15 protein-coding genes are annotated in these 13351 nt (G+C 34.3%); all 15 read left to right on the plus strand.

Annotated features, from left to right (window positions below; translation table 11 throughout):
- Positions 1 to 298 precede the first annotated feature (298 nt).
- Positions 299 to 1726, plus strand: a complete 1428-nt coding sequence (locus SSP_RS03765) for an aldehyde dehydrogenase family protein (RefSeq protein ID WP_011302667.1) — start codon at positions 299 to 301, stop codon at positions 1724 to 1726.
- 210 nt (positions 1727 to 1936) lie between these two features.
- The gene (rho, locus tag SSP_RS03770; RefSeq protein WP_011302668.1) at positions 1937 to 3253 is read left to right on the plus strand and encodes a transcription termination factor Rho; all 1317 of its coding nucleotides are present in this window, start codon (positions 1937 to 1939) and stop codon (positions 3251 to 3253) included.
- 144 nt (positions 3254 to 3397) lie between these two features.
- Positions 3398 to 3655: a type B 50S ribosomal protein L31 gene (locus SSP_RS03775; RefSeq protein ID WP_002482711.1), complete on the plus strand. Its 258-nt coding sequence runs from the start codon at positions 3398 to 3400 to the stop codon at positions 3653 to 3655.
- A 342-nt stretch (positions 3656 to 3997) separates the two neighbouring features.
- On the plus strand, positions 3998 to 4597 hold the full coding sequence (locus SSP_RS03780) for a thymidine kinase (RefSeq protein WP_011302669.1): 600 nt from the start codon (positions 3998 to 4000) through the stop codon (positions 4595 to 4597).
- Entirely contained in the window at positions 4597 to 5673 is a 1077-nt protein-coding gene (prfA, locus tag SSP_RS03785; protein WP_002482713.1) for a peptide chain release factor 1, read from the plus strand. Before SSP_RS03780 ends, prfA begins: the two co-directional genes overlap by 1 nt.
- Positions 5660 to 6496, plus strand: a complete 837-nt coding sequence (gene prmC, locus SSP_RS03790) for a peptide chain release factor N(5)-glutamine methyltransferase (protein ID WP_011302670.1) — start codon at positions 5660 to 5662, stop codon at positions 6494 to 6496. The genes prfA and prmC overlap by 14 nt, the downstream gene beginning before the upstream one ends.
- A gap of 93 nt (positions 6497 to 6589) precedes the next feature.
- Positions 6590 to 7633 (plus strand): L-threonylcarbamoyladenylate synthase, encoded by a 1044-nt coding sequence (locus tag SSP_RS03795; RefSeq protein WP_011302671.1) that lies wholly within the window; start codon positions 6590 to 6592, stop codon positions 7631 to 7633.
- Positions 7630 to 8052: a low molecular weight protein arginine phosphatase gene (locus SSP_RS03800; RefSeq protein ID WP_011302672.1), complete on the plus strand. Its 423-nt coding sequence runs from the start codon at positions 7630 to 7632 to the stop codon at positions 8050 to 8052. The genes SSP_RS03795 and SSP_RS03800 overlap by 4 nt, the downstream gene beginning before the upstream one ends.
- A gap of 145 nt (positions 8053 to 8197) precedes the next feature.
- The gene (locus SSP_RS03805; RefSeq protein WP_011302673.1) at positions 8198 to 8722 is read left to right on the plus strand and encodes a TIGR01440 family protein; all 525 of its coding nucleotides are present in this window, start codon (positions 8198 to 8200) and stop codon (positions 8720 to 8722) included.
- A 22-nt stretch (positions 8723 to 8744) separates the two neighbouring features.
- On the plus strand, positions 8745 to 9983 hold the full coding sequence (gene glyA, locus SSP_RS03810; RefSeq protein WP_011302674.1) for a serine hydroxymethyltransferase: 1239 nt from the start codon (positions 8745 to 8747) through the stop codon (positions 9981 to 9983).
- Positions 9984 to 10002: 19 nt separating this feature from the next.
- Positions 10003 to 10632, plus strand: a complete 630-nt coding sequence (upp, locus tag SSP_RS03815; protein WP_011302675.1) for a uracil phosphoribosyltransferase — start codon at positions 10003 to 10005, stop codon at positions 10630 to 10632.
- Between the two features lie 22 nt (positions 10633 to 10654).
- Positions 10655 to 11785: a non-hydrolyzing UDP-N-acetylglucosamine 2-epimerase gene (gene wecB / locus SSP_RS03820; RefSeq protein WP_011302676.1), complete on the plus strand. Its 1131-nt coding sequence runs from the start codon at positions 10655 to 10657 to the stop codon at positions 11783 to 11785.
- Positions 11786 to 11944: 159 nt separating this feature from the next.
- Positions 11945 to 12295 carry an ATP synthase subunit I gene (locus tag SSP_RS03825; protein ID WP_011302677.1) on the plus strand — a complete coding sequence of 117 codons (351 nt, stop codon included), beginning with the start codon at positions 11945 to 11947 and terminating at the stop codon, positions 12293 to 12295.
- A gap of 27 nt (positions 12296 to 12322) precedes the next feature.
- Positions 12323 to 13051, plus strand: coding sequence for a F0F1 ATP synthase subunit A (gene atpB / locus SSP_RS03830; protein ID WP_011302678.1), 729 nt, complete (start codon positions 12323 to 12325; stop codon positions 13049 to 13051).
- Between the two features lie 39 nt (positions 13052 to 13090).
- Positions 13091 to 13297 (plus strand): F0F1 ATP synthase subunit C, encoded by a 207-nt coding sequence (atpE, locus tag SSP_RS03835; RefSeq protein WP_002482721.1) that lies wholly within the window; start codon positions 13091 to 13093, stop codon positions 13295 to 13297.
- The last annotated feature ends 54 nt before the right edge of the window (positions 13298 to 13351 follow it).

A 13351-nucleotide genomic window follows, 5' to 3' on the forward strand; every position in this document is an offset into this window, starting at 1 on the left:
GTAGCGTATTAAAGTGGAAGTATAATTTAATCATTTTCGATTGCTCTGAATTTTTAAAGAGACCAAGACATAAATCGATGTCTTGGTCTCATTTTGTATATGAATTGGAGTGTACATGTAGTTATTCACTGAATAACAAAATGGCGCTGAAATTTAATGGGTTAAAAAAATTGTGTAAAATGAATGGAAAACGCTTTATAACAACGTTTGCTACGATTTGGCGTGAGCACTTATGTTTAAAAAAATGAAATCTCGGTTAAAATGGTATTATCAACAAAAGTTAAGGAGTGAATTATTGATGAGAAATTTCACTAAACAATATATCAACGGAGAATGGGTTGAAAGTACAAGTGGAGAAACACTTGAAGTAATTAATCCTGCAACAGAAGAAGTTGCTGGTACGATTGCTAAAGGTAATAAAGAAGACGTGGAAAAAGCTGTAGAAGCAGCAGATAACGTATATTTAGAATTCAGACACACTTCAGTTAAAGAAAGACAAGATTTATTAGATCAAATAGTACAAGAATATAAAAATAGAAAAGAAGACTTAATTCAAGCAATTACAGACGAATTAGGTGCACCTCTATCTGTAGCGGAAAATGTACACTATCAAATGGGCTTAGATCATTTTGAAGCAGCACGTGATGCATTAAATGATTTCCAATTTGAAGAACGTCGAGGCGATGATTTAGTTGTCAAAGAAGCAATCGGTGTTTCAGGACTTATTACACCATGGAACTTCCCAACAAATCAAACGTCATTGAAATTAGCTGCTGCTTTTGCTGCTGGTAGTCCGGTAGTATTTAAACCTTCAGAAGAAACACCATTTGCAGCTATTATATTAGCAGAAATTTTTGATAAAGTGGGTGTACCTAAAGGTGTATTTAACTTAGTCAATGGTGATGGACAAGGTGTAGGTAATCCATTAAGTGAACATCCAAAAGTAAGAATGATGTCATTTACTGGTTCTGGCCCAACAGGTTCAAGTATTATGAAAAAAGCTGCAGAAGATTTCAAAAAAGTATCACTTGAACTAGGTGGTAAATCACCTTATATTATTTTAGATGATGCTGATATCGATGGTGCAGCAAGTGCAGCTGCTAATAAAGTAGTGTTCAACACAGGGCAAGTTTGTACTGCAGGTACAAGAACAATCGTTCCAGCAAGTATAAAAGAAGACTTTTTAACAGCTGTAAAAGAAAAATTCAGTCAAGTAAAAGTAGGTAACCCTAGAGAAGAAGGTACACAAGTTGGACCAATTATAAGCAAAAAACAATTTGACCAAGTACAAGCCTATATTGACAAAGGTATTGAAGAAGGTGCCGAATTATTATATGGTGGCCCTGGTAAACCTGAAGGATTAGACAAAGGTTACTTTGCAAGACCAACTATTTTTAATAATGTAGATAACAGCATGACAATTGCCCAAGAAGAAATATTTGGACCAGTAATGTCTGTGATCACATATAATGATTTAGATGAAGCAATCAAAATTGCAAATGATACAAAATATGGTTTAGCTGGTTACGTTTATGGTAGTGATAAAGATACACTTCATAAAGTAGCACGTTCAATTGAAGCAGGTACAGTTGAAATTAACGAAGCTGGACGTAAACCTGATTTACCATTCGGTGGTTATAAACAATCTGGTTTAGGCCGTGAATGGGGCGACTACGGAATCGAAGAATTCTTAGAAGTTAAATCAATTGCAGGTTACTACAATTAATAAGTTAATTTAATAGGTAATGTGAATCTATATGAGAGTAGAACAATGAAATCTTTTTAAGAGAAATTAGATTTCTGTTCTACTCTCTTTTTATAATTTATATATCGAAATACATTTTGTAATTAAATAGGAAATTTGCTATAGTTATAAAAGTAGTAGCGTAGTTACTATGTTATTTAAAAAACTTATTTATGAAATGGGTGCAAGATAATGCCTGAAAAAGTACGAACATCACCTCAGTATGAATCGTTCCACGAGTTATACAAAAATTACACTACAAAAGATCTCACTCAAAAAGCAAAATCTCTTAAGCTAACAAACTATAGTAAATTGAATAAAAAAGAACTTGTTCTCGCGATTATGGAAGCGCAAATGGAAAAAGATGGTAACTATTATATGGAAGGCATTCTAGATGATATCCAACAAGATGGTTATGGCTTTTTAAGAACAGTTAATTATTCTAAGGGAGAAAAAGATATCTATATCTCAGCTAGTCAAATTCGTCGTTTTGAAATTAAACGAGGAGATAAAGTGACTGGTAAGGTTAGAAAGCCAAAGGATAATGAAAAGTATTATGGTTTATTACAGGTTGACTTTGTTAATGATGAGAATGCAGAAGAAGTAAAAAAACGTCCTCATTTCCAGGCGTTAACGCCGTTATATCCAGAAGAAAGAATTGTGTTAGAAACTACAAAGCAGAATTTTTCAACTCGAATCATGGATTTAATCACGCCAATTGGATTAGGACAACGTGGACTTATCGTTGCACCGCCTAAAGCAGGGAAAACCTCTTTATTAAAAGAAATTGCAAATGCAATTGCAAAGAATAAACCTGATGCAGAATTATTTGTATTATTAGTAGGAGAACGACCAGAAGAGGTTACTGATATAGAAAGATCTGTAGAAACTGCAGAAGTAGTTCATTCTACATTTGATGAGCCACCTCAACACCATGTCAAAGTTGCAGAATTATTATTAGAACGTGCGAAACGCTTAGTTGAAATTGGTAAGGATGTCATTATACTAATGGATTCTATAACAAGATTGGCACGTGCTTATAACCTTGTTATTCCGCCAAGTGGTCGTACGTTATCTGGTGGGTTAGATCCAGCATCTTTACACAAACCAAAAGCATTCTTTGGTGCAGCAAGAAATATTGAAGCGGGTGGCAGTATGACTATATTAGCTACAGCTTTAGTTGAAACTGGTTCGCGTATGGATGACATGATTTACGAAGAATTTAAAGGTACTGGAAACATGGAGTTACATTTAGATCGTAAATTAGCAGAACGTCGAGTATTTCCAGCAATTGATATTGGACGCAGTTCAACACGTAAAGAAGAATTGCTCATTGATCCCAAAGAACTGGATTCATTATGGCAATTACGCAATATGTTTACAGATTCAACGGACTTTACAGAAAGATTTGTTCGTAAACTCAAACGAACAGACAATAACCAAGAATTCTTTGAACAGTTACAAAAAGCTGCTAAAGAAAGCACAAAAACGGGTAAACCAATCATTTAATTACTAAATGATTCATAGATATAATACCAATATGAGATTTAGGGTTGCGTTTTATATTTATAGACATTATAATTATCAAGTATTGGGTAAAAAACTCACAAAAAACTCTGTTCCAGATGGTTCAGGGCAAAGGAGCTGAAAATAATGAGACAAAATATTCATCCTGAATATCACAATGTTATCTTTTTAGATACTACTACAGATTTTAAATTCTTAAGTGGTTCAACTAAAACATCATCAGAGACAATGGAATGGGAAGATGGTAATGAATACCCAGTTATTCGTTTAGACATTTCATCTGATTCACATCCATTCTACACAGGACGTCAAAAATTCGCTGCGGCGGATGGTCGTGTGGAACGTTTCAACAAAAAATTCGGATTCAAATCAAGCAACGAATAATTGTTGGTATAAGGCATTCTCATTTTATGAGAATGCCTTTTTATGTTAAAAAGCACTTCCTAATCACAAATAGATATCATAAAAAATGTTGAAATTCCTTTATTTTATGAGTAACGATACTGGCTGCAAGTATAGCATTAAATTTAAGTTTGTATACAATGTTGAAACAAAGTGGATCAGTTTTGTTAGTAGGCAGTTCAATGAGAATTTAACGATAGTTCTATTTATATATCCCAAATTGTTACATAAAATTAACGCAGTAACTTGAAAATATATCCTATTTTGTAGTGGAAAATATGATATAATGAATCGATTATGTTTTGAAAAAAGGTGGAACGCATAATGTATGAAACTTATCATTCCGGGTGGATTGAATGTATTACTGGAAGTATGTTTAGTGGCAAATCTGAAGAGCTTATTCGTCGATTAAGACGAGGGCTTTATGCTAAACAAAAAGTAGTTGTATTTAAACCAGCTATAGATGACCGCTATCATAAAGATAAGATTGTTTCTCACAATGGCAATGCTATAGAAGCAATTAATATTTCGACAGCAGCTGAGATATTAAAGCACGATTTATCAGAAGTAGATGTAATTGGAATAGACGAAGTGCAATTTTTTGAAAATGGTATTGTACATATAGCTGAACAGTTAGCTGAAAAAGGACATAGAGTCATTACTGCTGGTCTAGATATGGACTTTAGAGCACAACCTTTCGAGCCAATGCCACAATTGATGGCTGTGAGTGAGGATGTAACTAAACTTCAAGCAGTTTGTGCGGTTTGCGGTGCATCGTCAAGTCGTACGCAAAGATTAATTGATGGTAACCCAGCAAAAATCGACGACCCAGTCATTTTAGTTGGTGCTAATGAAAGCTATGAACCCAGATGCAGAGCGCATCATATAGTAGCGCCTAGCAATACTGAGAAGGAGGAAATGTAGTGTTTGATCAATTAGACATAGTAGAAGAAAGATATGAACAATTAAATGAAATGTTAAGTGATCCTGATGTCGTAAATAATCCAGATAATTTACGTAAATATTCTAAAGAGCAGGCAGAATTACAAAAAACAGTGGACGTTTATCGCGATTATAAACAAACAAAAGAAGATATTTCTGAAGTAGAAGAAATGTTACGTGATACAAAAGATAATGATGAAATTGAAATGTTGAAAGAGGAACATCAAACACTTCAAAATAAAGTACCTAAGTTAGAAGAAGAACTTAAGTTCTTATTGATCCCTAAAGATCCTAATGATGACAAAGACGTTATTGTAGAAATTCGTGCAGCAGCAGGTGGAGATGAGGCGGCAATTTTTGCTGGTGACCTATTTAGAATGTATTCCAAATATGCTGAAACGTTAAATTATAAGACAGATATTGTAGAAGTTACCGAAAGTGATCATGGTGGTTATAAAGAAATAAGTTTTTCTGTTTCTGGTAATGGTGCTTTTAGTAAATTAAAATATGAGAATGGTGCACACCGTGTACAGCGTGTACCTGAAACTGAATCAGGCGGACGTATCCATACATCAACAGCTACAGTTGCAGTACTTCCTGAGGTAGAAGATGTTGAAATAGAAGTTCGCAACGAAGATTTGAAAATTGACACATACCGTTCAAGTGGTGCAGGTGGTCAGCACGTTAATACAACAGATTCAGCTGTGCGTATTACACATATTCCAACCGGTGTTATTGCGACTTCTTCAGAAAAATCGCAAATCCAAAACCGTGAAAAAGCACTAAAAGTATTAAAAGCACGCTTATTTGATATGAAATTACAAGAAGAGCAACAAAAATATGCTGCCCAACGTAAATCAGCAGTGGGTACAGGAGATCGTTCAGAACGTATCAGAACCTATAACTATCCGCAAAGCCGTGTAACAGATCATCGTATTGGTTTAACTTTACAAAAATTAGACCAAATTATGGAAGGTAAGTTGGATGAAATTATTGATGCTTTAACTTTAGCGGAACAAACTGATAAATTGAAAGAATTAAATAATGGTGAATTATAAAACATTATTAAATCAAGCTAAAGTGAAATGCAATGAACAAGGTATTGAATCAACGCGTGCCGAATGGTTAATGTTGGATTTGTTTAATTGGTCTAAAGCCAATTACTTAATGCATATGGATGATGAAGTAACACTTCAACATAAAAACTTATTTGATGACGCAACACAAAGAATGCTAAATGATGAACCAATACAATATATCCTAGGTAAACAAACATTCTATGGTGAAGTTTTTAAAGTGAATAAGCATTGTCTTATTCCAAGACCTGAAACAGAAGAAGTAATGCTTCATTTTTATAATCAACTTCATTCAGGAGATTGTGTTGTAGATATAGGCACGGGGAGTGGGAATATACCGATTTCATTAAAAAAATTGGACCCTTCATTAGAAGTTTATGCTACAGATTTATATACTTCAGCGTTATCTGTCGCTAAGGCTAACGCTAAGATGCACCAAGTAGAAATTAGATTTCTACTTGGTGATACATTAATGCCACTGATTGAGCACGGCATCAAAGTAAATGGACTTATTTCTAATCCGCCATATATTGATGATAATGATGCATTAATTATGGATAATACAGTGTTAAACTATGAACCACATACTGCGCTTTTTGCAAAAAACAATGGCTATGATATCTATGATAAAATTATAGATCAGTTACGCGAAGTATTATTGCCAAATGCGAAAGTTGTGTTTGAAATTGGATTTAATCAAGGACAAACATTGAAACAACGTATTATTGAGAAATATCCAAGTTTAGATGTACAAATCATTAAAGATATAAATAATAACGACCGAATAATTTCATTTGTTTGGTGATCATAAGTTATGTGCTAAACATGATTAATCATGAGAGTGCATAACTTTTTATTTTGTTTTAAAATAGATAACAAGATGAAAGGGTGTGTCTAAGTGAATACAAAAATATGGGATTTACGCCAATCTAATAATCAATTGAATACAGATAATGAACTGAATGATATAAAAGTAATTTTTGAAAATGGCGGTTTAATTGCTATACCAACTGAAACTGTATACGGATTGGGTGCAGATGCACGTAATGAAGCAGCAATTAAACACATTTATAGTGCGAAAGGTAGACCATCTGACAATCCTTTAATTGTTCATATCTATAAAGTTGAACAAATACAAGCTTTTACAGATAAGCTGTCAAAAGAAGTTGAAATGTTAATGAATGAATTTTGGCCTGGACCGATTTCATTTATTGTTCCATTAAAAAAAGGCTATTTATGTGAAAGTGTTAGTGGTGGGTTAGATTCCATTGCAGTGCGTATGCCAAGTCATCCAATCGGAAGACAAATACTAAAATATGTTGATATGCCAATTGCGGCACCCAGTGCAAATTTGAGTGGCAGACCCTCACCGACTACATTTGAACATGTTTATCGTGATTTGGACGGGCGTATCGATGGTATTGTGAATGGAGACCAAAGTGAAGAGGGGTTAGAAAGTACTGTGCTCGATTGTACACGATTTCCATTTAAAATCGCTAGACCCGGTTCTATCACAAAATCTATGATAGAAGCGGTTATTCCAGACAGTGTGACAACAATAGGTACATTAGATTCTGAAAAACCAATTGCTCCAGGTATGAAATATAAACATTATTCACCTGATACACCAGTAAAAATATTGAAGTCTTTTAATGCGTTACCTACATCGACTTCAAATTGGACACAAACAGCGTTTATCGTACCTCGTAGCAAACAAGCGTTAATACCAGAAGCTGCGAAATTTATACCTTTATGCGAAGATGAAAATGATATTAAAGGGGCTAATCATAATCTTTATCAAATATTGCACCAGTTAGACCAAGACGATCAAATTCAACATGCCTTTATTTATGGATTTGATTTGAATGATAACACTACGGCAATTATGAATAGAATGATGAAAGCGGCTAATCAATCTATTATTGAAGGAGCAGATTTATGAAAATCATTTTTGTTTGTACAGGAAATACTTGTAGGAGTCCTATGGCTGAAAGTATCGCTCAGTCCAAATTACCTAACCATACAATTGTGTCACGTGGTATGTATGCTATAGATGGTCAACCGATATCAGATCATACTAAGGAAATTTTACTTGAGCGTCATTTAAATGTGCCATACCAAGCCCAGTCTTTTACTGCTTCAGATATAAATGCAGATTTAATATTGACGATGGGTTCATCTCATAAGCGCATAATTAAGGAATTGTATGATAACACCGATCACGTATTTACTTTAAATGAGTATGTAGACAAGATAGGAGAGGTTTCCGATCCGTTTGGTGGGAGTAAATCTGCATATCTTGAAATATATAATGAATTAAATTTACTGATAGATAGTTTAAAAAATAAAATATTAAACTAATAAATTAGTGAAATTAGTATAAGTACGTTAGTAAATACGTTATAATAAAAACGTGTAGCAAATTTGCTATCAGTCAATTTTGTATGTTTTAAAGCGGTTTGAGATTCAATTACTTTTTATGTCATTAATAAAAAGGGGTGCAAGAATGGAAGATTTGATGTTATTGTTAGATGAATTAAAATCACAATCTTTTTTCAAGGCTAATGAATTATGCATTATCGGTTGTTCAACATCAGAAGTCATTGGTGAACGCATTGGTAGTGTAGGTTCTATGGAAGTAGCTAAAGAAATATTTAATTCATTGAAAGTAATCGAAAATGAAACGGGCGTTTCTTTTGTATATCAAGGTTGTGAACATATAAACAGAGCGGTAACAATAGAAAGAGCACAATTCAATCCCCTCACGATGGAAGAAGTTACGGTTGTACCAGATGTTCATGCTGGCGGAAGTCTTGCCACTTATGCATACAAGCATATGGATGAACCAATAGTTGTTGAACATATATCGGTACCTAAAGGTATTGATATTGGTCAAACCCTTATTGGAATGCACATCAAGCATGTCGCTATTCCAGAACGTACAAGTGTTAAGCAAATTGGTGAAGCAATTGTAACCATCGCTTCTTCAAGACCTAAGAAAATTGGTGGCGAAAGAGCAAAATATAACTAATACAGAAACGAGGGAATTACCAATGTCATTTATTCAAAAGCAAGATAAAGAAATATATGAAGTGATTCAAAATGAATTTAACCGTCAAAATAACAATATCGAGCTCATTGCTTCAGAGAACTTTGTTTCAGAAGCAGTTATGGAAGCCCAAGGATCAGTGTTAACGAACAAGTATGCTGAAGGCTATCCTAATAGAAGATATTATGGCGGTTGTGAATACGTAGATGTGTCAGAAACATTAGCTATTGATCGTGCTAAAAAATTATTTGGCGCAGAACATGTTAATGTTCAACCACACTCAGGATCTCAGGCCAATATGGCTGTTTATCTCGTAGCATTAGAACACGGTGATACTGTATTAGGTATGAATTTAAGCCACGGTGGCCATTTAACACATGGTGCACCTGTGAACTTTAGTGGTCAATTTTATAACTTTGTGGAATATGGTGTAGACCAAGAAAATGAGCAAATTGATTATGATGAAGTATTAAAAGTTGCTAAAGAACATAAACCTAAATTAATTGTTGCTGGTGCATCAGCTTATTCAAGAACAATCGATTTCAAACGATTCAAAGAAATTGCTGATGAAGTTGGCGCAAAATTAATGGTTGATATGGCACATATCGCTGGTTTAGTCGCAGTTGGTTTACATCCAAATCCTGTGGAATATGCAGATTTTGTAACGACAACTACACATAAAACATTACGCGGACCTCGTGGTGGCATGATTTTATGTAAAGAAGAATATAAAAAACAAATTGATAAAACGATATTCCCAGGTATCCAAAGTGGCCCATTAGAGCATGTGATTGCTGCTAAAGCAGTTGCATTTGGTGAGGCATTACAAGATGACTTTAAAGTTTATCAACAACAAGTGATTCAAAATGCTAAAACATTAGCTAACACATTGACTGACGAAGGATTTAGAGTTGTATCTGGAGGCACGGATAATCACCTCGTCGCAGTAGACGTCAAAGGTTCTGTGGGTATTACAGGTAAAGTTGCTGAAGAAACACTAGATGCAATTGGAATAACTTGTAATAAAAATACAATTCCTTTTGATCAAGAGAAACCTTTCGTAACGAGTGGTATTCGTTTAGGTACCCCAGCTGCAACAACACGTGGTTTTGATGAAACTGCTTTTGAAGAAGTTGCGAAAATCATTAGTTTAGTTTTAAAAGACCCAGAAAATGAAAAAGCATTAGCCGAAGGGAAAGAAAGAGTTAATACTTTAACTTCAAAACATCCTTTATATAATTAAAATTGGAGGAAATAAATTTATGGGCAAAGTACATGTTTTTGATCACCCACTTATTCAACACAAATTAAGTTATATCCGTGACGTACATACTGGGACTAAAGAATTTAGAGAGCTAGTAGATGAAGTAGGTATGTTAATGGCATATGAAGTTACAAGAGATTTAGAATTACAGGATGTGGAAATAGAAACACCAGTAACAAAAATGATTGCTAAAAGATTAACAGGTAAAAAATTAGCGTTTGTACCAATCTTAAGAGCAGGATTAGGGATGACACAAGGTATTTTAACATTAGTACCTGCAGCTAGAATAGGTCATGTGGGTCTTTATAGAGATCCTGAAACACTAGAAGCCGTTGAATATTTTGTGAAATTACCACAAGATATTGAAGAAAGAGAAATTGTAGTTGTAGACCCAATGTTAGCAACAGGTGCTTCAGCTATAGAAGCTATTAATTCATTAAAAAAACGTGGTGCTAAAAATATTCGTTTTATGTGTTTAATCGCTGCCCCTGAAGGTGTAGAAAAATTACAAGCAGCTCATGAAGATGTGGATATATTTATCGCTGCATTAGATGAAAAGCTTGATAATCATGCATATATCACACCAGGTTTAGGTGATGCAGGTGACCGTTTATTCGGTACAAAATAGTTTCGCCCAGGAGTGGAGTAAAATGAAAAAAATAATGACTGTCTTCGGCACACGTCCAGAAGCAGTAAAAATGGCACCTCTAATTCAAGCGTTGAAACATGACGATGCGCTAGAACCTATCGTAGTTGTTACGGCTCAACATAGAGAAATGCTTGATTCAGTTCTGACTAGCTTCCACATCACACCAGATTATGATTTGGATATCATGAAACAAGGCCAGTCACTGTCTGAAATTACGTCACGTATTTTATCGAGACTAGAGGATGTTATAAAGAAAGAACAACCAGATATGATACTCGTTCATGGTGACACAATGACGACGTTTGCTGGTAGTTTAGCAGCATTATATAATCAGATTCCTATAGGTCATGTCGAGGCTGGCTTAAGAACATGGGATAAATATGCTCCATTTCCTGAAGAAATGAATAGACAAATGGTAGGGGTAATGGCAGATTTGAATTTTGCCCCTACCAATAATGCTGCTCACAATCTTTTAGCAGAAAACAAACCAGAGGAATCAATCGTTGTGACAGGTAATACGGCTATAGATGCTATGAAGACGACAATACATGATCACTATCATTCTGAGATTATAGCAAAGCATAAAGATAAACGTATCATTTTGTTAACTGCGCACCGACGTGAAAATATTGGTGAACCTATGGTGCATATATTTAAAGCTGTTAGAGATATTGTCGAAGCATTTGAAGATGTCGTTGTGGTTTACCCAGTGCATAAAAATCCTAAAGTTAGGGAAATTGCAGAAACTTATTTATCAAATCACGAGCGAATTGAATTGGTGGAACCATTGGAAGTCGTGGATTTTCATAATTTTGCCCATCAATCATACTTGATATTAACAGATTCTGGAGGTGTGCAAGAAGAAGCGCCTTCATTAGGTAAACCTGTACTTGTGTTAAGAGATGCTACAGAAAGACCCGAAGGTGTGAATGCTGGTACGCTTAAAATAGTAGGCACCCACGAGAAAAACATATTTGATTCTACGAAACAATTATTAGATGACAAAATGTTATATGACAAAATGAGCCATGCACGAAATCCTTATGGAGATGGAAATGCCGCTTTACGAATTTGTGAGAATATCAAATATTATTTTCATATAATTTCCAAAAAGCCAGAATCATTCAAATAATTAAAAAGGGGGAATGTGTCGGTTCTGTGACAATTTGAGAAAAAATTAAACTACATTTTGTATAGAATTGACACGTTAACTACCCCTATATTATTATTAAAACTGTATGATTGAAATGGTTCTCATTATTGCATGAAAAAGATGAAGTGAGGCATAGTCATGGAACGTTTCAACATCATTTTTAATAGATACATTCAATACTATTTATATGGTATAGTTGTACTATTAATTGTGTTTATTTTCACATACTCACCATTTATATTAGGACTTATAATAGGTACAATTGGATCACTTTTTAATACTTTTACTTTCGAATATTATTTAGCAAAGGCAAAAGAAAAAGATAACATACATATTTCAACGGGCAACGTTTGGAGATATTTAATAGTGGTTCTAGCATGTTGTATTTGGTATTTTTATAAGGATGAAATTAATATCATTGGTGTGGTTATTGGTTTAATGATTTCATATGTTTTAATTGTTTTCAAACCATTTTTACACAAGAAATAAATTTTAAAACGAAAGAGGTGAGAAAGCATGAATCATAAAGACCCTCTAGTCAGCTGGAATGTATTTGGTCTAGACGTCGTGTTTAATCTTTCATCAATTATGATGTTGATTATTACAGCAGTTATTGTTTTTGTCATAGCTATTATTTGTACACGCAACCTCAAAAAACGACCAACTGGTAAACAAAATTTCATAGAGTGGGTTTTTGACTTTGTAAGAGGTATTATTGAAAGTAACATGGCATGGTCAAAAGGTGGGCAATTCCATTTCTTGGCAGTAACACTTATATTCTTTATATTTGTGAGTAATATGCTAGGACTTCCATTTCAATTAATTTCAGGGCATACGTTGTGGTGGAAATCACCAACAGCTGATGCGACAGTTACTTTAACACTGTCAACACTCATCATTCTATTAACACATTTTTATGGTGTTAGAATGAAAGGTACAAAAGGTTATTTCCAAAACTATACAAAACCAATCTTTTTATTACCAATTAATATCTTTGAAGAATTCACTTCAACTTTAACGTTAGGTCTTCGACTCTACGGTAATATTTTCGCAGGTGAATTGCTATTAGGATTATTGGCAGGATTAGTAACAGGTGATTCAACTAGAGCATGGGGTTGGATAATCGGTTTACCTGGTTTAGTTGTTTGGCAAGGGTTTTCAATTTTCATCGGTACAATTCAAGCATATATTTTCGTTATGCTTTCAATGGTTTACATGTCCCATAAAGTTCAGGACAGTCATTAATTAATTAAATTTTAAAGAAAAACTAGGAGGATTTTATAAATGAATTTAATCGCAGCAGCAATCGCAATCGGCTTATCAGCATTAGGTGCAGGTATTGGTAATGGTCTTATCGTTTCAAGAACAGTAGAAGGTGTCGCTCGTCAACCAGAAGCACGTGGACAATTAATGGGTATTATGTTCATCGGTATCGGTTTAGTTGAAGCATTACCTATCATTGGTGTAGTTATCGCTTTCATGTCACTATAATTCAACTAATTATTATGGCGAAGTCTGAAAGACTTTCGCCGTTCGTTTTTATCA

Source organism: Staphylococcus saprophyticus subsp. saprophyticus ATCC 15305 = NCTC 7292, assembly GCF_000010125.1.
Classification (GTDB): Bacteria; Bacillota; Bacilli; order Staphylococcales; family Staphylococcaceae; genus Staphylococcus; species Staphylococcus saprophyticus.